General features: G+C 68.2%; 16 protein-coding genes. 9 read left to right on the forward strand and 7 right to left on the reverse strand.

The window, feature by feature from the left end; all coding sequences use genetic code 11:
• The 8 genes from Q8M13_RS01245 to Q8M13_RS01280 all read left to right on the forward strand — a co-directional run.
• Positions 1 to 272, forward strand: a 272-nt coding sequence (locus tag Q8M13_RS01245; protein ID WP_305297803.1) for a S1 RNA-binding domain-containing protein, incomplete at its 5' end; no start/stop codon positions are given.
• A 314-nt stretch (positions 273 to 586) separates the two neighbouring features.
• Positions 587 to 868: an integration host factor subunit beta gene (locus tag Q8M13_RS01250; RefSeq protein WP_305297804.1), complete on the forward strand. Its 282-nt coding sequence runs from the start codon at positions 587 to 589 to the stop codon at positions 866 to 868.
• Between the two features lie 77 nt (positions 869 to 945).
• A complete protein-coding gene (mscL, locus tag Q8M13_RS01255) occupies positions 946 to 1,353 on the forward strand; it encodes a large-conductance mechanosensitive channel protein MscL (protein WP_305297832.1) in 408 nt (135 codons plus the stop codon).
• Positions 1,354 to 1,394: 41 nt separating this feature from the next.
• A complete protein-coding gene (locus Q8M13_RS01260) occupies positions 1,395 to 2,039 on the forward strand; it encodes a phosphoribosylanthranilate isomerase (protein WP_305297805.1) in 645 nt (214 codons plus the stop codon).
• 14 nt (positions 2,040 to 2,053) lie between these two features.
• Positions 2,054 to 3,274: a tryptophan synthase subunit beta gene (trpB, locus tag Q8M13_RS01265; protein ID WP_305297806.1), complete on the forward strand. Its 1,221-nt coding sequence runs from the start codon at positions 2,054 to 2,056 to the stop codon at positions 3,272 to 3,274.
• Positions 3,271 to 4,104, forward strand: coding sequence for a tryptophan synthase subunit alpha (gene trpA, locus Q8M13_RS01270; RefSeq protein ID WP_305297807.1), 834 nt, complete (start codon positions 3,271 to 3,273; stop codon positions 4,102 to 4,104). The genes trpB and trpA overlap by 4 nt, the downstream gene beginning before the upstream one ends.
• A 6-nt stretch (positions 4,105 to 4,110) precedes the next feature.
• On the forward strand, positions 4,111 to 5,043 hold the full coding sequence (locus tag Q8M13_RS01275) for an acetyl-CoA carboxylase carboxyltransferase subunit beta (protein ID WP_305297808.1): 933 nt from the start codon (positions 4,111 to 4,113) through the stop codon (positions 5,041 to 5,043).
• Between the two features lie 141 nt (positions 5,044 to 5,184).
• Positions 5,185 to 6,504: a folylpolyglutamate synthase/dihydrofolate synthase family protein gene (locus Q8M13_RS01280; protein WP_305297809.1), complete on the forward strand. Its 1,320-nt coding sequence runs from the start codon at positions 5,185 to 5,187 to the stop codon at positions 6,502 to 6,504.
• 127 nt (positions 6,505 to 6,631) lie between these two features.
• Here Q8M13_RS01280 and trxA read toward each other — a convergent pair whose 3' ends face one another.
• The 7 genes from trxA to Q8M13_RS01315 form a co-directional block, all read right to left on the reverse strand.
• Positions 6,632 to 6,955, reverse strand: coding sequence for a thioredoxin (gene trxA / locus Q8M13_RS01285; RefSeq protein WP_304812055.1), 324 nt, complete (start codon positions 6,953 to 6,955; stop codon positions 6,632 to 6,634).
• 80 nt (positions 6,956 to 7,035) lie between these two features.
• On the reverse strand, positions 7,036 to 10,500 hold the full coding sequence (gene addA / locus Q8M13_RS01290; protein ID WP_305297810.1) for a double-strand break repair helicase AddA: 3,465 nt from the start codon (positions 10,498 to 10,500) through the stop codon (positions 7,036 to 7,038).
• Complete coding sequence (addB, locus tag Q8M13_RS01295; RefSeq protein WP_305297811.1) at positions 10,497 to 13,493, reverse strand: double-strand break repair protein AddB; 2,997 nt, start codon at positions 13,491 to 13,493, stop codon at positions 10,497 to 10,499. Before addB ends, addA begins: the two co-directional genes overlap by 4 nt.
• Positions 13,490 to 14,200, reverse strand: coding sequence for a nucleotidyltransferase family protein (locus tag Q8M13_RS01300; protein WP_305297812.1), 711 nt, complete (start codon positions 14,198 to 14,200; stop codon positions 13,490 to 13,492). Before Q8M13_RS01300 ends, addB begins: the two co-directional genes overlap by 4 nt.
• Complete coding sequence (gene amgK / locus Q8M13_RS01305) at positions 14,197 to 15,288, reverse strand: N-acetylmuramate/N-acetylglucosamine kinase AmgK (RefSeq protein ID WP_305297813.1); 1,092 nt, start codon at positions 15,286 to 15,288, stop codon at positions 14,197 to 14,199. The genes Q8M13_RS01300 and amgK overlap by 4 nt, the downstream gene beginning before the upstream one ends.
• Positions 15,278 to 15,754 (reverse strand): tRNA (adenosine(37)-N6)-threonylcarbamoyltransferase complex ATPase subunit type 1 TsaE, encoded by a 477-nt coding sequence (gene tsaE / locus Q8M13_RS01310; protein ID WP_305297814.1) that lies wholly within the window; start codon positions 15,752 to 15,754, stop codon positions 15,278 to 15,280. The genes amgK and tsaE overlap by 11 nt, the downstream gene beginning before the upstream one ends.
• The gene (locus tag Q8M13_RS01315; RefSeq protein WP_305297815.1) at positions 15,751 to 16,629 is read right to left on the reverse strand and encodes a 1-acyl-sn-glycerol-3-phosphate acyltransferase; all 879 of its coding nucleotides are present in this window, start codon (positions 16,627 to 16,629) and stop codon (positions 15,751 to 15,753) included. Before Q8M13_RS01315 ends, tsaE begins: the two co-directional genes overlap by 4 nt.
• 134 nt (positions 16,630 to 16,763) lie before the next feature.
• Here Q8M13_RS01315 and Q8M13_RS01320 point away from each other — a divergent pair, with 134 nt between their 5' ends.
• Positions 16,764 to 18,275, forward strand: a complete 1,512-nt coding sequence (locus Q8M13_RS01320) for a CoA-acylating methylmalonate-semialdehyde dehydrogenase (RefSeq protein ID WP_305297816.1) — start codon at positions 16,764 to 16,766, stop codon at positions 18,273 to 18,275.
• The last annotated feature ends 16 nt before the right edge of the window (positions 18,276 to 18,291 follow it).

Genomic DNA, 18,291 nt, shown 5'->3' on the forward strand with positions numbered 1-18,291 from the left:
AAGAAGCCCCGATGACGGCCTTCATCCGCAAGTCCGACCTGTCCCGCGACCGTGGCGATCAGCGCCCCGAGCGCTTCGCCGTGGGTGACCGCGTCGACGCCCAGATCACGAGCATCGACAAGGCTGCCCGCCGCGTCGCGCTGTCGATCAAGGCTCTGGAAATGGCCGACGAGAAGGAAGCCATCGAGCAGTTCGGGTCTTCGGACTCGGGCGCCTCGCTGGGCGACATCCTCGGCGCGGCTCTTCGCGAGAAGAACGCCGGCAAGGACTAAGCTTCAAGGCGGCTAGTATCGCCTAGAGCTGACGGCGGATCGGGAAACCGGTCCGCCGTTTTCTTTTCCGCCCCGTCGTTGTCGGCGCCTGATCTTTCGGGGCCTCAAACGGCGGCGGGCGGGATCTAAAGCGATCACGGTACAATATGTGCGTGCAATCGACCCGCTTTGCGCCTTGAACATCGGGCGGGACTCGACCATGGTCCCGCTCGCTCCCGGCGCTTTCCGGGGGAACCGCCTGTTGGCGAAGTACTTGCTGCTAGTTGAACGCCTATGAGCCGTCTCCCCAACGGCTCGGGGACTCGGAAATAGGCATGATCAAGTCGGAACTTATCGCCCATCTGGCGGAAGAGAACCCGCATCTAACCCAGCGCGACATCGAGCGTGTGGTCGGCGTTATTCTTGAACGCATGATCCAGGCGCTCGAGACGGACGGTCGGGTGGAGTTGCGAGGCTTTGGAGCCCTGTCGGTCCGTTCGCGGGACGCCCGCGCTGGCCGCAACCCACGAACCGGCGAGGCCGTCGATGTGCGCGCCAAGCACGTACCGTTCTTCAAGAGCGGTAAGGAGCTTCGCGAGCGGCTGAACGCCGACTAGCGACCTGTGCGTTTACGGTTGACCAGCGGGAACGGCGCAGCCGATCCTGGCGCCCCTTTGTGATCAACGGTGGACCCATGGGCATCTTCTCGGAATTCCGCGAGTTCATCGCGCGCGGCAATGTCATCGACCTCGCGGTCGGCGTGATTATCGGCGCGTCGTTCAACAAGATCGTCGACAGCCTAGTCAATCAGGTCGTCATGCCGCCGATCGGCCTGCTGATGGGCGGGCTGGACTTCTCAAAGCTGCAGTGGGTGCTGCGACCCGACGATCCGGCGACGACCGTGAACGAACTGGTGGCGATCCAGTACGGCGCCTTCATCAACACCTTGATCCAGTTCCTGATCGTGGCCTGGGTCGTGTTCATGCTGATCAAAGGCGTCAACACCCTGCGTCGCCAGCAGGCCGAGGCGCCGGCGCCGGAAGCCCCTACGCCCAGCGAAACGCTGCTCGTCGAGATCCGCGACCTTCTGAAGAACCGCTAATCGGCCTTGGCTTGGCGCGCGTGACGCCCTAACTCCGTGTGATGACGCCGCGCGCCAAGATCTGTGGACTTTCAACGCCCGAGGCGGTGCGCGCCGCCTTGGACGGCCGCGCGACGCACATCGGGTTCGTGTTCTTCGCCAAAAGTCCGCGCGACATCGAACCAGAGGCGGCCGATCGCCTGGCCGAGCCCGCGCGTGCGGCGGGCGTGAAGATCGCCGCGGTGACGGTCGATCCGGACGATGTCCTGCTGGACCGGCTCATGGCCACGCTCAAGCCCGACTTCATCCAGCTCCACGGCCGCGAAACACCGGCCCGCGTCCGCCAGATCGGCGTCCGCACCGGCGCCGGGATCATCAAGGCGCTGGCGGTTTCGGATGCTTCCGACATCGAGGCCGCCCGGACCTATGAGACCGTCGTCGATCACCTGATGTTCGACGCCAAGCCGCCCAAGGACGCGATCCTGCCCGGCGGCACCGGCTCGCGCTTCGACTGGACCCTGACCGCCGGACGTCGTTTCGAGCGGCCCTGGTTCCTCGCCGGGGGCCTCGATCCCTGGAATGTAAGCGAGGCTATGCGGCTGTCCGGCGCGCCGCTGGTGGACGTTTCCACTGGCGTGGAGCGTGGTCCCGGACTAAAGGACGCGGCCTTGATCACGGCGTTTCTAGACGCTGTCCGCCGCGCTTGAAGTTGCAAAGCCCCGTGAACGCTCCAGCTAAACCCAACGATTACACCGCCTATCCCGACGCCGCAGGGCGCTTCGGCGACTTCGGCGGCCGCTATGTGCCCGAGACCCTGATGCCGCTGGTCCATGACCTGGACGCGGCGTACAGCGCGGCCAAGGCCGATCCAGCGTTCCAGGCGGAATTGTCGAGCTTCCTGACCCATTATGTGGGGCGTCCCAGCCCGCTCTATTACGCCGAGCGGCTGACCGAGCACTTCGGCGGCGCGAAGATCTATCTGAAGCGCGAGGAGCTGAACCACACGGGCTCGCACAAGATCAACAACTGCATGGGCCAGATCCTGCTGGCCCGCCGAATGGGCAAGACCCGGATCATCGCCGAGACCGGCGCGGGTCAACATGGCGTGGCCACCGCCACCGTCTGCGCCCGGTTTGGCCTGCCCTGCGTGGTCTATATGGGCGCGGTGGACGTGGAGCGGCAAAAGCCCAACGTCTTCCGCATGAACCTGCTCGGCGCCCAGGTTGAGCCGGTGACCTCCGGATCGGCGACCTTGAAGGACGCCATGAACGAGGCCCTTCGCGACTGGGTCACGAATGTCCATGATACCTATTATCTGATCGGCACCGCGGCTGGCATGCACCCCTATCCAGAGATGGTGCGCGACTTCCAATCGGTCATCGGCCAGGAAACCCGCCGCCAGGTGATGGAAATGGAAGGCCGTCTGCCCGACGCCGTAGTGGCGTGCGTGGGCGGGGGCTCCAACGCGATCGGCCTGTTCCACCCGTTCCTCAACGACGAGGGCGTTCAGCTCTTCGGGGTCGAGGCGGCGGGCGAGGGCATGGAAACCGGCAAACACGCCGCCGCCATCAATGGCGGCCGACCAGGCGTCCTGCACGGCAACATGACCTATCTGCTGCAGGACGACGAAGGCCAGATCACTGAGGCGCACTCGATCTCCGCGGGCCTCGACTATCCCGGCATCGGCCCGGAACATTCCTGGCTGCACGATGTTGGCCGCGCGACCTATCTGACCGCCACCGACACCGAATCGCTCGACGCCTTCAAGCTGTGCGCCGAGCTGGAAGGCATCCTGCCGGCCATCGAGTCGGCCCACGCCCTGGCGCGTCTGCCGGATGTTGCCAAGCAGGTCGGCAAGGGCGGTATTGTGGTGCTGAACCTGTCGGGCCGTGGCGATAAGGACGTGGCCACCGTCGCCGCGCATCTGGGACGCACGATTTGACCAAGGCCCGCATCGACGCGCGCTTCGCCGCACTGAAAGCCGAGGGCCGCGCGGCCTTCGTGACCTACATCATGGCCGGCGATCCCGACTACGCCACCGGCCTGGAGATCCTGAAAGGCCTGCCGGCCGCCGGCGCCGATGTCATCGAGGTCGGTTTCCCGTTCTCCGATCCGATGGCCGAGGGCCCGCCGATCCAGCGCGCCGCTCTGCGGGCCTTGGACAACGGCATGACGCTTTCCAAGACCTTGGCGATGATCGCCGAGTTTCGGCAGGGCGATCAGACGACGCCGATCATCCTGATGGGTTACGCCAACCCGTTGATCAATCGGGGGTTTGAGACCTTCGCGCGTGATGCGGGTCAGGCCGGCGTTGATGGCCTGATCGTCGTGGACATCCCGCCGGAAGAGGCCGATCCGTTGGCCGATGCCCTGGACGCCGAACAACTCTCGCTGCTGCTGCTGTCGACGCCGACCAGCGACGATGCGCGCTTGAAGGTGATCCTGCGCCGGACCTCGGGCTTTGCCTACTACGTCTCGGTGGCAGGCGTCACCGGCGTGAAGGAGGCGGACGCCGATGTCGTCGCGCCGCATGTCGAACGGGTGCGCGCCGCCAGCGGCCTGCCCGTTGCGGTCGGCTTCGGCATCAAAACGCCAGAGCGTGCGGCGGCCATCGCGCGTGTCGCCGACGGCGTCGTCGTCGGCTCGGCCCTGGTCGAAGAGATTGCTACAGGCTTGGCAATGAACGAACCTGTGACTGACCGGGTTCTTTCCAAAGTCGAATCCTTGGCTAAGGCTGTGCGCTCCGCGCGAGTCGAAAGCCTCTCGGTGTAGAACCCCATGGCGATGGCTGAACAGCGAAACGACAAGTCCGGTAAGGGGCCCCAGGGTCCGAAAGAGCGGCGCGGCTGGCTGTCGCGCATTGCGCCCGGCGTGCGCAACCTCGTCACCAAGCGCGAGACGCCCGAGAACCTCTGGGTGAAGTGCCCGGACACCGGCGAGATGATCTACCGCTCGGACCTGGAAGCCGCCCTTTGGGTGACGCCGTCCGGCAATCATATGCGGATCGGCGCTGAGCAGCGCCTTCGCTACACCTTCGACGACGGTCAGTACGAGAAGATCGAGGCGCCCAAGGGCGTGGTCGACGATCCGCTGAAATTCCCCGACGAGCGGCCCTACATCGATCGCCTCAAGGCGGCACGGAAGGCCAGCGGCGCGCAAGACGCGATGAGCAGCGGCTTTGGCAAGATTCATGGCCAGCCAGCCGTGGTCTCGGTCCAGGACTTCAGCTTCATGGGCGGTTCGCTCAGCATGGGCGTGGGCGAGGCCTTCATCAAGGCCGCCCAGGAAGCCGTGCGTCGTGAAGTCCCCTACGTGATCTTCACCGCCGCCGGCGGCGCGCGCATGCAGGAAGGCGCGCTGGCGCTGATGCAGATGGCCCGCACGACCCTGGCCCTCAATGAGGTCAAGGCCGCCGGCTTGCCCTACATCGTGGTCCTCACCGATCCGACGACGGGCGGGGTCACCGCGTCTTACGCCATGCTGGGCGACATCCACCTGGCCGAGCCGAACGCCATGGTCGCCTTCGCTGGCCGCCGGGTGATCGAGCAGACCATCCGCGAAGTCCTGCCGCCCGGCTTCCAGCGCGCAGAGTTCCTGGTGGAACGCGGCCAAGTCGACCGCGTGGTCAACCGCGCCGAGATCCCCGCCGTCCTTGGCTCGATCCTGGAAACCCTGATGAAGGGACGTGAGCGTTCGAAGCGCGCGGCCTAGCTGACCGGCTCCCGGTGAAAGCCGGGGCCCTTCCAATGCATCTGGAGCTTTACGCCGTAGCGGGGAGCTCTATGACCTTGGCCACGGCCTTCGTCGGCACGACCGGCGACGGGGCCAGGTCCAATCGCGAGCTTGCCGCCGATGTATGATCCGATCCGCGCCTCCGACGAGGTGATCCTGCGGCTGCGCGCCAACCATCCGTCGCTGATCGACCTTACGACCGGCCGCGTCGAGCGGCTGCTCGACGCCCTGGGCAATCCTGAGAAACGTCTGCCGCCGGTGATCCACGTGGCGGGGACGAACGGCAAGGGTTCGACCGTCGCCTATCTGCGGGCGATCGCCGAGGCGGCGGGCCTGCGGGTCCACGCCATCACCTCTCCGCACCTTGTCCGTTTCGCTGAGCGTATCCGCCTGGCCGGGACCCTGATCACCGACGAGCAACTCTCGGCGCTGATCGACAAGGTCGAAGTGGCCAACGCCGGCCAACCTATCAGCTTCTTCGAGATCACGACGGTGCTGGCGATCCAGGCCTTCGCCGAGACGCCCGCCGATCTCTGCATCGTCGAGGTCGGCCTGGGCGGCCGGTTCGACGCCACCAACATCTTCGCCGCGCCCGCCGTGAGCGTCATTACCCCGGTCGACTACGATCATCTGGAGATGCTCGGCCCCGAGCTCTCCAAGATCGCCTGGGAGAAGGCCGGGATCATCAAGCAGGGCCGCCCGGTCGTCATCGCCCGCCAGATGGAAGAGGGCGAAGAGGTCATCCTAGATGAGGCGCAGAAGCTGTCGGCCCCCGCCACCCTGATGGGCCGCGACTTCGACGCCTGGGAGGAGCGCGGCCGCCTGCTCGTGCAGATGCCAGATCAGCTCTATGACTTGCCGGCCCCGAGCCTGTTCGGCGGCTATCAGTTCGCCAACGCCGGGCTGGCGGTCGCCGCCGCCCTGGCCTTGAAAGATCCTCGCATTGACGAAGACGCCCTGGCCAAGGGGGTTTCCAGCGCCGTCTGGCCCGCGCGCTTCCAGCGCCTGACGGACGGCCCGATGGCGCGGCTGGCGGCCGAGCGCGGGTCTGATCTGTGGCTCGATGGGGGGCACAATCCTCATGCCGGCCGCGCCCTGGCAGAAGCGGCTGGCCGCTTGGTGGCCCGTGATCCCCGGCCGTTGGTGCTGGTCGCGGCGATGTTCGCCCGCAAGGACGCCCTGGGCTTCTTCCAGCCGTTCGCGGACCTGAAGCCGCACGTTTTCACCACGACATTTGACTCACCAAACGCGGCCCCCACCGACGAGCTGACAGCGGCCGCTATTGAAGCGGGTTTGAGCGCTGAAGCGGTTGGAAATGTCGAGGAGGGTCTGCGGCGGGCCTTGGCTATACCCGGGCCCGCGCCGCATGTGCTGATCTGCGGCGGATTGCATTTCGCGGGCGAAGTGCTGGCCATGAGCCCGGAGACCTGGCCGAGCTAAGCCCCCTCAGTCGGCTTCGCCGACAGCTCCCCCCGAGGGGGAGCACCTAAGAAATAGATCCTCCCCCAGCGCGAAGCGCGAACTGGGGGAGGTGGATCGACATGAAATGTCGAGACGGAGGGGGCTCTTAGACCCCAGCCTCGTTCAGCCATTCCAGGATCTTCTGCTTGGGCATGGCGCCGACCTTCATCGAGGCCATCTGGCCGCCCTTGAACAGCATCATTGTCGGGATGCCGCGCACGCCGTAGCGCGAGGGGGTGGTCGGGCTGTCTTCGATGTTCAGCTTGGCCACGGTGACCTGATCGCCGAGTTCAATGGCGATCTGCTCCAGGGCAGGGGCGATCTGCTTGCACGGGCCGCACCACTCGGCCCAGAAATCCACCAGGACAGGCTTGGTGGCCTGCAGAACGTCCTTGTCGAAGGACTCGTCGGTGACCGTCACGGTGCTCATGAAAAGCTCCTCATAGCGCGGCCTGGAAAACGCGTGGCCGCGACTCTCGATCCGCGATGTAAGCGGGCAAGCCCTAGGTATCAACCTTCGCGGTGGAGCTCAGCAAGGGTTTCGGCCAACAGCTTTTCTGGAACCGCCATCAGCTTCGGCCCGTCCGTCCAGACGAGGGCGGCCTCGATTTGCCGGCCCTCGAAGATGTCGGCCAGCACGGCGGCATAGATCGCCATCTGCCGCAGATAGGCGGGGTCGGCGTCCTCAATGCGCTGGGGAGAGGGCCGGTTGGTCTTGAAGTCGGCGACCAGCACCCGGTCCGGCAAAACCACCAGCCGGTCGATACGGCCCGAAATAGCCAGGCCCGCGGGCAGGCGGCTAGCGGTCCCGGCCACCGAGACCTCGGCGCGGCTGCCGGGGCCGAACACCTCGGCGAAGCGGCGATCCTCAAGCACGCCAAGGGCCGCGCTGATCATCTCGGCGCGCTGGTCGTCGGTCAGGTCGCGCTCGCGGGCCAAGATGCGCCCGGCCGCCGAGGCGCGCTCGGCGACGGCCAGGTCGGGCAGGATTTGCAGCAAACGGTGAATCAGATCGCCCCGTCGGAACCGCCCCAGCCCCTGTGTGCGGATCAGTGGCGAGGCGGCAGGCGTGACGACGTCCTCGCCAAGCTGCGAGGGCGAGGCGTAGCGGGCATAGGCCTCAGCCTTAGCCTCGACCGACGCCCAGGATGGGACTGGAGAGACCGTGTTCACAATCGCGGCGCCGGCGCCCAGGGCCTGCGGATCGGGACCAAAACGCACGATCTCCATGCCGTTCGAGCGGATGGCGCGTTTGTCGCCGGAGACGTCGGCATGCTCGAAGGCGTCGTTGATCGCGCCCCACCAGCCCTTGATGTTTTCTTCCTTGGCGTTGGCCGCGACCCGGCCGCAGAGCACCAGCCGATCGCGGGCTCGGGTCAGGGCGACGTAGAGCAGGCGGTAGGCCTCGTCCTCGTCCTTCTTGGCGCGCCATTCGCGGGCGCGGCCGGAGGCCTCGCAGTCGCCGGCCTTCGACGCGCTCCACAGGAAGCCGCCCTCCTGGGTGGCCAGTAGCGGCGAACCACGGGCGGTGCGCGACAGCGTCGTCTCCGGTAGGAAGACGATCGGCGCTTCCAGGCCCTTAGCGCCGTGAGCGGTCATGACCCGCACCTCGTCGCGACCCGACTCCATCTCGCGTTTGACGGTGATGTCGAGGCTGGCGAAGGCGGCGGCCAGGCTTTCCAGGTCCTCGACGCCGCGGTTCTCGGCGGCCAGGACCTGGGCCAGGAATTCGTCCAGGGCGTCCTCGGCCTCGCTTCCCAGCCGTCCCAGCAGGCGTTGGCGCATCGAGCGGCCGGCGCCGTCGCGCAGGCCCAGGAGCCGCGAATACAGCTCGAACGGCCGCTGGGTTCGGGCGGCGTCGCGCACCCAGGTCAGCAATTCCGCCGCCGCGCGCCATTCCGGCGCCTCGTCCTGGCGGCGATGCAGCACGGCGATCAGATTCTCGCGGCCGCGGCCCTTGGCCAGGGCATAGAGGCTGTCATCGGAGAGGTCGCAGAACGGACTGCGCAGCAGGGCCGCCAGGGTCAGCTCGTCGGAGGGGAACTGGGCGAAGCGGGCGATGGCCACCAGATCGTCGAAGACGATGTGCTCTGACAGCGCCAGCCGGTCGGCGCCGGCCACCGGGATCTTGCGGTGTTTCAGGGCCCGCAGGATCTCTTCGAACAGCGCCGTGCGTCGCCGCACCAGGATAAGCACGTCGCCCGCCGTGGCGGGGCGCCATTGGCGCAGGTCCTTATCGAACACTCCGTCGCCGCGGGCGATCAGGGCGGCGATCTCGCCGGCGATCTTCTCGGCCAACCGTTTGTTGGCGCTGCCTTCGCTCTCCTGGTCGAGGGGGGCGTCCCAGGCGTCGTGGATCTCGGTCTTTTCCTCGCGCTCCAGCGGCCACAGGTCGACACAGCCATGGTCGGTGCGCATGGCGGTGTGGATGATGGGCTCGACCTCGACGCGGGGCAGGACGGCCCCGGCCAATTCGGCCGGCGCGAAGGCGGCGTCCACGAACCGCAGCACCTGGGGCGTCGAGCGCCAGGAGGTCAGCAGGTCCACGCGCTCAAAGCGGAAGCCGGCCCCCGTGGCGCGGTCCTTGTGGAACTCGAACTCCTGAATCAGCAGTTCGGGCCGCGCGCCCTGGAAGGAATAGATCGACTGCTTCTCGTCGCCCACGACGAACATGTTGCGTTCCAGCCGCTCGCGCACGGTCGGGGCGCCGGCGCCGGAGAAGAACTCCTCGGTGAGGGCGCGGACGATCTCCCACTGCTCGGGCGCGGTGTCCTGGGCCTCGTCGACCAGGATGTGGTCGATGCCGCCGTCCAGCTTGAACAGCACCCAGGCCGCCATGGGCCGAGAGGCCACCAGGTCGCGGGTCTTCTCGATCAGGTCGCTGAAGTCGAGCGAGCCGGACGACGACTTCTCGATGCCGTAGGCGGTCAGATAGGCATTGGCCAGGATCAGGGCCGAGCCTGTGTCGATCGCCACCTGGGCGGCGCGCATCTGATCGCGGGCCTGCTCCAGCCGGTCCTGCTCGGACAGCAGGAACATCCGCAATTGCTCGCGGGGCTTCAGGCCGCTGGTCTTGGCGACCCAGGTCGCGGGCGTGCCCTCGCCCTTCTCGGTGAACAGCGCGGCCAGGCAGTCGGCGAGGCTGGCGGCTGGGTTGCCGGCGATGGCCTTCAGTGCGGCGGCGTTCTTCTGGTCGGTCTTGGTGCCCAGCGCCAGGACCTCGGCGCAGTCGGTCCAGGCGCGGCGATCGAGCCCGGCCAGGACGGCGACCTCGAGAGCCTCTGGGTCAGTCGCCTCGTCGAAGCCGCAGACCGACCAGACGTCGTCCATCGTCCCGGCCAGTCCGCCATTGCGGGCGATGTAGTTGGCCAGGCGGCCGCGCGCGGACTCGAACGATCCGAACATCGACTGGAAACTGCCGAAATCGAGGGCCACCGAAAACCGTGCATAGGCCTCGGCGACCAGGCCCTCGCCTTTCAAGGCGTGGCGGGCCACCGCCTTGCGGGCGGCGTCGGCGATGGCGGCCGAGGCCGCGTCGTCCATCACCCGGAAGCCGGGCGAGACGCCGGCCTCCAGCGGAAAGCGCCGCAGCAGCTTTTCGCAGAAGGCGTGGATGGTCTGGATCTTCAGGCCGCCGGGGGTTTCCAAGGCGCTGGCGAAGAGGGCGCGGGCCTTGGACAGGCCCCGGTGGTCGTAGGCGTCAGGCGTCTTACCTTCCAACTTGGCCAGGGCCTCGCGCAGGCTGATGTCGTCGCAGACTGACCAGTCGCCCAGCAGCAGGAACAGGCGGCGCTGCATCTCAGCGGCGGCGGCCTTGGTGTAGGTGACGCAGAGGATAGTCTCGGGCTGCGCGCCGGCCAACAGCAGCCGCGCGACCCGGTCGATCAGGGTCTTGGTCTTGCCCGACCCGGCGTTGGCGGTGACGAAGGCAGAGAGGCCCGGATCGGCGGCCAGTCTTTGCGGATCGGGACTCATTCGCCGTCCTCCTCGCCGCTGGTCGACCATTCGAAGACCCGGGCCAGGTGGTCGTAGTCGCTCATGTACTGCTTCACGAACTGCGGGGCGGTTCGTGAAGTGTAAGGCCGGCCATGGTCGAACTGGCTGATGAGCTTGACCAGGCCCTCATAAGCGTTGGCGGCGGCCAGAGCGCTCTCATCGCCCGGCATGGCGCGCACTTCTTCGCGGCCGGCCGGCTTGCGGCCGGTGATTTCCAGATAGGTCAGTTCGCCGGGCTCCGGATGGCCCAGCGTGGGAAAGCCGCCGGACTGCAGGATCGCCGCCGTCAGGGTGAGCTGGGGCGAGAACCCAGTCTCCACCACCTTCTTCGACGGGGCCTTGCCGGTCTTGTAGTCGAGGATGTGGCCGTAGCCTTGCGGGTCGATCTCGATGCGGTCGGCGCGGGCGTTGACAGTGAAAGGGCCGGCGGGCGCCTCGATGGTCAGTTCGCCCTTCAGTTCGACATGGATGGTGCGGCCGTCGGCGCGGCGGCGGCGTTCCAGGTCGGCGACCCAGGCGGCGGCCTCCTTGGCCAGGGCGGTCTCGCGGGCCAGCGCCTCGTGCGGCATGCCGGCGGCTTCCAGTTCGGCGACGTAGAGCCCTTCGAAAATCGCGGCGGCGTCAGGCGGAAGCTCGACGGGATGATCCTCGGCCAGCCGCTCGAAGGCCTTGTGGATCGCGGTGCCGCGCGCTCGGGCCTCCACCGCCTCGTCGGGCCGTTCCAGCGGGTAGAGCTTCAGGATATCGCGCGCCCAGACGGCGTAGGGGTCGCGGGTCAAAGCTTCGATGCGGGTCACCGCCATCACGCGGGGCCGGTCGGCGATCGGGGGGTTGGGCGAAGGACGCTTGGCTGGGGCGTAGCCGCCGGCGGCGTCGAGGCCGCGCGCCCAGTCGATGACCTCGGGGCGGCCGGGCAGGATCATGCCGGCGCCGCGCGCCAGGGTTTCCAACCGCCACAGCCAGCGCGACTTCACCGCCGGGCCGCCTTCGCGGCGCTCGGAGTGCAACAGGATCACCTCGGGCGCGCAGGCGGCCTGAGCGAAGTCGTGGGCGGCCAGGCCGACCCGGCGTTCGGGCGGCGGCAGGCCGAGCTTGGCGCGCATCGGCCGAGACAGGAACGGGTCAAGCGGCGCGCCCTGCGGCCAGGTGCCTTCTTCCAGGCCGGCGACGATCAGCCGGTCGGCGCGGGTCAGGCGCGCCTCAATGGCGCCCAGGATCCGCAGGCGCGGGTGGGTCGAGCCGCCGGTGCGGACCGACTCGCCCGACATCAGCCTGGACAGCAGATCGGCGAAGCCGCGGGGCGAGGTCTGCGGCAGGCCGTGAGATTCGTCGATCAATCCTGCCAGCAATCGCCCCAGGGTCTCGCCGCCATGGCCAGCCCAGAGGTCACCGGTGTCGCCGAGCGGGTCTGCCGAGAGCGCTTCCAGGGTCTCGGTGAGGCGGCGTGCGGCTTCGGCCGGGGCTTGAGCCTCAGCGCCGATCTCTAGGCGCGACAGCGCCGCGCGCAGCTCGGCCGTGAGCAGCAGCGCTTCGTCCGCCCCCTTGGCGCGGAGCTGCGTTTCGAGCGCCTCCCAGGTGGTCTTGCGCGGGCCGCGCAGACCTTGGAGCTCGAGTTCGATCCGGCGGCGTTCCAGGGTCTCGGGATCGAGACCAAGGCGCGTGAACGGGTGCTTGAGGATCGCCAGCAGCACGATGGGGTCGAGCGGGTCGACGGCGGCCTTGGCGACCAGACCGGCCAGCGCGCCGCCGGGGCAACCGGACAGCGCCAGGCCGGCCGAGGAGTCGGCGCCCACGCCCCAGCGGGCGAGCTTGGCGGCCACGCGGCGGGCGAGGGTCTGGTCGGGCGCGACCAGGGCGGCGGTCTTGCCGGGGGTTTCTAGCGTCTCACGCAGCAGCAGGGCGGCGATGGTCGCGGCCTCTTCCTCGGCGCGGGCGGTGACGACGGAAAGGCCGGCCAGACCCTCGGCGATCGGGTCCACACCCTCGGTCTGTCCCTCGGCGCGCAGGTTCTCGATCACGGTCAGCCAGTCGGCGGTGCGCTCGGCTGGGCGCAGGGCCTCGTTGATGACCCGGCGGCGCCAGCGGCCGCGGGAGTCGAAGCTATGCGAGGCGGGCCAGGGCATGACCTCGGTGCGGGTGATGCCGGCGCGGGTCAGCAGGCGCTTCATCGCGCCCTGCGGATGCTGCTCGCCCACCTCGTCCCAGGCCTCGGCGGCCAGGCTGTCGTCGAGGCCGGGCAGCACCACCGCCCCCTGCGGCGCCTGGGCGATCACCCGCAGCAGGTCGGCGGTGGCGGGGGCGGTGCCGGTGGAGCCGGCGGCTATCAGCACGCCTTGCGGCGGATTCTGCGTCCAGGTTTCAGCCAGCCGGCGCAACAGGGCGACGCGGCGACGGGTGGTGTCCACCAGCCCCATGGCCGCCAGCCGCTTGGGCCACTCGTTCAGCGCGGTTTCCAGGAAATGGCGGCTCACCTGCCAATGCTCGGCGAGGTCGGCGCTAACTAGGTCGGCGAGCCCGTCGCCGGGAACCTCCTCGATCTGCAGGCTGTCGAGGAAGCCGCCCAGGGCGTCGGCCAGTTCCAACGCCGCCGAGGCGTCGAGGTCGCGGCCCAGCGCCCGCTCGTTCTCCTTGACCAACCGTGTCAGCTCGAAGCGCCGCTGCAGGGGCGCGATGGCGGCGGGCAGGTCGACGGCGAGATCGCCCGGTTCGAACGGCGGCTCACCCTCGTCCAGGTCGCCCAGCGGCCGAATCTGCGGCGGCAGCAAGGCCGCGCCGCCACCGGCGGCGATGAAGGCGTCGGCCAGCGAGCGGGCGCCGCGCCGGGTCGGGGTCAGGATCACCGCCTGGGACAGCGCCTCGGGACCGAGCGGCATCAGCGCGTCGTAGAGGCCCTGGGCGAGGTCCTGCACGAAGGGGCGATGCGCCGGAATGCTGAACCAGCGTGGGGCGGGGCTGGTGAAGAGGCTGCTCACCGCAGCTTCGCTTCCGTCGCCTCCCGAGCGGCGGGATCTCCCACATGCATCCAAAAGCCGTCCATCACCGCCCCGAACAGGCGGCCCTGTTCCGACAGCTTCCACCAGATCGGCAGGATCGAGAACGGGCCGTCCGGCTGGTCGTCGACCAATTGCGGCTTGAGGATCTGGAAGCCGACATTGGCGTACGGTGTCGGCGGCTCCGGCTCGGCCGAGTGGGTGACCCGCCCGGCCTCGTCCATGAAGAAGCCGCGCGGTCCCTCAAAGCCGATCCCATGGCCGCGCCGCACCAGCAGCAGGCAGAGATCCATGAGCTCGGGGTCCCAGGCCGCCTTCAAGGTTTCCAGCGCCGGGGTCTCGCCCTCGATCCACAGCGAGTCGATATTGGCGACCAGGATCGGATCGTCGCCCAGCATGGCGCGCGCGCGCTTGATGCCGCCGCCGGAATCCAGCAGTTCGCCGCGCTCGTCGGAGATCAGGATTTTGAGGTCGGTGCGCCCTGCCAGATGGGCTTCCATCTGGTCGGCGAAGTGGTGGACGTTGACGACCGCGGTCTCGACGCCGGCCTCGACCAGGCGGTCCAGCACCCGGTCGATCAGGGTGCGGCCGGCGACCTCGACCAGGGCCTTGGGGCGGTCGTCGGTCAGCGGGCGCATCCGCGAGCCGATCCCGGCGGCCAGCACCATGGCGGTCTTGATCTGCGTCATCGGCGGGCGCTCTGCGGGATGTGGCGGTCGAACCAGGCTTTGAGCTCCGCCATCTGCGGGTCGGCCAGATTGCGTTCGAGATAGCGCCAGGTGCGCGGCATGAACTCTTCGTACTGGGTCCGGCCCAGCAACGCCTGGCGGGCGAACACCCGGCCAAGGATGCGGGCGGCGTTGGAGGCCGCGAGGGCGCGGTAGTCGGCGATGAAGGCTTCGCGATCGAGGCTGGGCCGGGCCGCGAGGAAGCGGTCCAGCATCGCGGTTTCCAGCTCCGGCGAGACGTCGCGGCGGGCGTCCTGCAACAGGTGGGTCAGGTCCCAGGCCGGGTGAGCGCGCAGGGCGTCCTGGAAGTCCAGCAGGCCGACGCGGGCGACGCCGTCGCGCTCCGGCAACCATAGCAGATTCTGGGCGTGGAAGTCGCGGTGGGTGAAGACGCTGGCCCCTGCGTCGCCACGCGCGAAGATCGGCGCCCAGAGTGCGTCCCATTCGGCGATGGCGTCGGCGGGAAGGGCGGGCAGGCCGCTGAACTTCGGCCACCACTCGAGGAATGTGTCGGTCCCGACCTTCAGGGCCAGGGCGTCGTAGGTCAGTAGCGGCCAGCTTGCGCCGTCGGTGGTCAGGATTTCCGGCGGCGGCGCGGCCTGTAGGGAGATCTGGACGTCGACGGCGGCCTCATAGAGCGGGGTCTCGGCCTGGCCCTGCGCGATCAGGGTGGCGAACAGACCATCGCCCAGGTCTTCCAGCACGGCCAAGCCGTTCTCGATGTCGTGCGCCAGGATCGTCGGCGCGGACAGCTCGCGCTCCCGCAGGAAGGCGGCGGTGGCGACGAAGGCGGCCACAGAGCCGGCGGCCAGACGTGCGGCGGCGTTGTAGCCCATGGCCAGCCGTTCGGCGTCGGTCGCCCCGGGCGGGCAGACGGTGGTTTCCAGGGCCGGCGGTTGATCCATGAAGATCGCCGCCGAACCGTTCGGCTGCTGCAAACGCTCATAGGCGCGCGTTGAGGCGTCGCCGGCTAGCGGCTCGCGACGCGCGTCGCCGAACCCGGCCGCTTTCAGGAACTCGGCCTTGCGGCCCTCACGATCAGAACTCAAGCCCGCGTCCTTCCCAGGCGCCAGCCGGCGTCAGCCGGGCGCGCCGCGCCTCCCCGCCATCCGGGGCCAGATCGATGGCGATCTCTATATCGAGTCGGTCGGGAGGAAGGTGGCCGTCTAGGCGCTCAGGCCACTCTATCACCGCCGCGCCGTCCTCCAGCGCCTCGTCCAGCCCGATCTCATAGGCCTCGTCGGCGGAGGTCAGGCGATAGAGGTCGAAATGCGCGACCTTCAGCCGCGCGCCTTCATAGAACTGCACCAGGGTGAAGGTCGGGCTCGGGACGTCTTCGGTCGGCGTGGTCAGGGCGCGGATCAGGGCACGGGCCAGGGTCGACTTGCCCGCCCCCAACGGCCCGGTCAGGCAGATCGCCTCGCCAGGCTTCAACTCGGCGGCCATGGCCGCGCCCAGCCGGGCGGTGGCGGCCTCGTCATCGAGGCGAAAATCGCCGTCAGCGGGGGTGATCATGCGAACGGCCGGTCTGGGTGGCGGGGCAAGATGTTCTCCACATAGGCCTTGAGCGCCAGGGTGGCGGTGTTGGCGTCGGGGTCCAGCGCTTGCGGCGCTATAGGCTCGCCGATGATCAGCGAAAACTCCCGACCACGCTTGTTCAGCAGTTCATGGAAGAGGGTGATGTCCCGCAGCTCCTGAGAAAAGCGGTTGAAGAAGTGGAAGAGGGTCGACCACGGCCCGGTCAGGTGCAGCGGCACGACGGCCGCCTCATACTTACGGGCTATGGACAGGGCGCTGGGCATCCACGGCGGGTCGGCCAGCATGCCGTCCGCGCCGCGTCGCGCCAGGCGGCCGGAGGGGAAGATCACGAGGGCGCGTTCCGCCTCCATCGCCTCGCGGGTGAGTTGCAGCGTGAGGCGGGTGCGGTCGCGGGTGCGTTTTTCCTCGACCCACTCGACCGGGATCAGCACTTCGTCGAAGCGCGCGACCACCCGGTGGGCGTCGGAGTTGGCGTAGAAGCAGATGTCGGGGCGCAGGTCCTTCAGGGCGTCGAACACCGCAATGCCGTCGGCGATGCCGGTGGGGTGGTTGCAGACGAAAATGACTCGGCCATGCTTGGGCACGCGGTCCAGGCCCGAGGCCGTCACCTTCACGCTCAGCATGTCGGACACATAGTCCAGAGCAGCGCGGCCCGAGAGCGGGCCGATGGCCTGCGCCATAGCGCGCGCCTTGCGGTAGTCCAGCATGCGGTAGAGCGCCGGGCGGATCATCGGCCAGGCCGGGCTGCCCGACAGTTTGGGCGCCCGTTCGGCGATCAGCACATCAATGATGTGGTCGTGATAGGCGCTGCGCGTAGGCAGGGCCGAAGCGGTGGATGCGACGCTCGTCATAGCCACGCCAGAATGCGCCGCGCCCCCTCGCCAGGGCAAGGGGCGCCCGGCTCTCGGCGCACCTGCGCGGCTGCTGCTCGCTTGACGTGGCGTCGGGTCTACCCAGGCCCCTTGGGAAGGCATAGAACGTCGATATGCGCGATATCCAACATTTCATCTCTGGCGCGGCGGTTGCTGGCGTCTCGGGCCGTTTCGGTGACGTTTTCAACCCCAATACAGGCGAGGTTCAGGCAAAAGTCGCCTTGGCCACGGCCGCCGAGGTGGAAGGCGCTGTACAAGCGGCCCTGGCGGCTCAGCCCGCGTGGGCGGCGACCAATCCCCAGCGGCGTGCGCGGGTGATGTTCGAATTCAAGCGTCTGGTCGAGGCGCGGATGGACGAGCTGGCGCAGCTTTTATCGTCCGAGCACGGCAAGGTGGTCGCCGACAGCCGGGGTGATATCCAGCGGGGGCTGGAGGTGATCGAGTTCGCCTGCGGCATTCCCCATGTGCTGAAGGGCGAATATACCGAGGGCGCGGGTCCCGGCATCGACGTCTATTCGATGCGACAGCCGCTGGGCGTGGCGGCCGGGATCACCCCGTTCAACTTCCCCGGAATGATCCCGATGTGGATGTTCGGGATCGCCATCGCGGTCGGCAACACCTTCGTCCTGAAGCCGTCCGAGAAGGACCCGACGCTGCCGGTGCGGCTGGCCGAGCTGTTCATGGAGGCAGGGGCCAATCTGGGTATGGACCTGAAGGGCGTGCTGAACGTGGTGCACGGCGACAAGGTCGCGGTTGACGCCATCCTGACGCATCCGGATATCGCCGCGGTCAGCTTCGTCGGCTCCTCCGACATCGCCCACTATGTCTACCAGACCGGCACGGCGCACGGGAAACGCGTCCAGGCCATGGGCGGCGCCAAGAACCACGGCATCATCCTGCCTGACGCCGATCTGGATCAGACGGTGCAAGACCTGGTCGGGGCGGCCTATGGCTCGGCGGGCGAGCGCTGCATGGCCTTGCCAGTGGTGGTGCCGGTGGGCGCCAAGACCGCTGACGCGATCCGTGAACGCGTGGTGGCCGAGCTTGAGACCTTGAAGGTCGGGGTTTCAACCGACGCCGCCGCGCAATACGGGCCCGTGGTCTCAGCTGCGCACCGCCAGAAGATCTCCGACTACATCCAACTCGGCGTCGACGAGGGCGCTGAACTGGTGGTCGACGGCCGCGGCTTCTCGCTGCAGGGCTTCGAGAAGGGGTTCTTCATCGGCCCGAGCCTGTTCGACCAGGTGAAGGCCGGGATGCGCACCTATCAGGAGGAGATCTTCGGGCCGGTCTTGCAGATCGTCCGCGCCGAGACCTTCGAGGAGGCCCTGGCCCTGCCCAGCCAGCACCAGTACGGCAACGGGGTGGCGATCTTCACCCGCAACGGTCGGGCGGCGCGCGAGTTCGCGTCCCGGGTCCAGGTCGGCATGGTCGGCATCAATGTCCCGATCCCGGTGCCGGTCGCCTATCACTCGTTCGGCGGCTGGAAGCGCTCGGCGTTCGGCGACGTCAATCAGCACGGCCTTGAGGGCGTGCGCTTCTACACCAAGGTCAAGACCATCACCGCGCGCTGGCCCGAAGGCATGAGCGAGGATAGCGCCTTCGTCATTCCCACCATGAAGTGACCCCTCTAGGCTAGCG

The sequence above is a fragment of the Phenylobacterium sp. genome, assembly GCF_030681155.1.
Lineage (GTDB): Bacteria > Pseudomonadota > Alphaproteobacteria > Caulobacterales > Caulobacteraceae > Phenylobacterium.

Coding starts and splice junctions, on each gene's coding strand:
- Q8M13_RS01250 (WP_305297804.1), top strand. CDS start 587: ATGATCAAGTCGGAACTTATCGCCCATCTGGCGGAAGAGAACCCGCAT.
- mscL (WP_305297832.1), top strand. CDS start 946: ATGGGCATCTTCTCGGAATTCCGCGAGTTCATCGCGCGCGGCAATGTC.
- Q8M13_RS01260 (WP_305297805.1), top strand. CDS start 1,395: ATGACGCCGCGCGCCAAGATCTGTGGACTTTCAACGCCCGAGGCGGTG.
- Q8M13_RS01275 (WP_305297808.1), top strand. CDS start 4,111: ATGGCGATGGCTGAACAGCGAAACGACAAGTCCGGTAAGGGGCCCCAG.
- Q8M13_RS01280 (WP_305297809.1), top strand. CDS start 5,185: ATGTATGATCCGATCCGCGCCTCCGACGAGGTGATCCTGCGGCTGCGC.
- trxA (WP_304812055.1), bottom strand. CDS start 6,955: ATGAGCACCGTGACGGTCACCGACGAGTCCTTCGACAAGGACGTTCTG.
- addA (WP_305297810.1), bottom strand. CDS start 10,500: ATGAGTCCCGATCCGCAAAGACTGGCCGCCGATCCGGGCCTCTCTGCC.
- Q8M13_RS01300 (WP_305297812.1), bottom strand. CDS start 14,200: ATGACGCAGATCAAGACCGCCATGGTGCTGGCCGCCGGGATCGGCTCG.
- tsaE (WP_305297814.1), bottom strand. CDS start 15,754: ATGATCACCCCCGCTGACGGCGATTTTCGCCTCGATGACGAGGCCGCC.
- Q8M13_RS01315 (WP_305297815.1), bottom strand. CDS start 16,629: ATGACGAGCGTCGCATCCACCGCTTCGGCCCTGCCTACGCGCAGCGCC.
- Q8M13_RS01320 (WP_305297816.1), top strand. CDS start 16,764: ATGCGCGATATCCAACATTTCATCTCTGGCGCGGCGGTTGCTGGCGTC.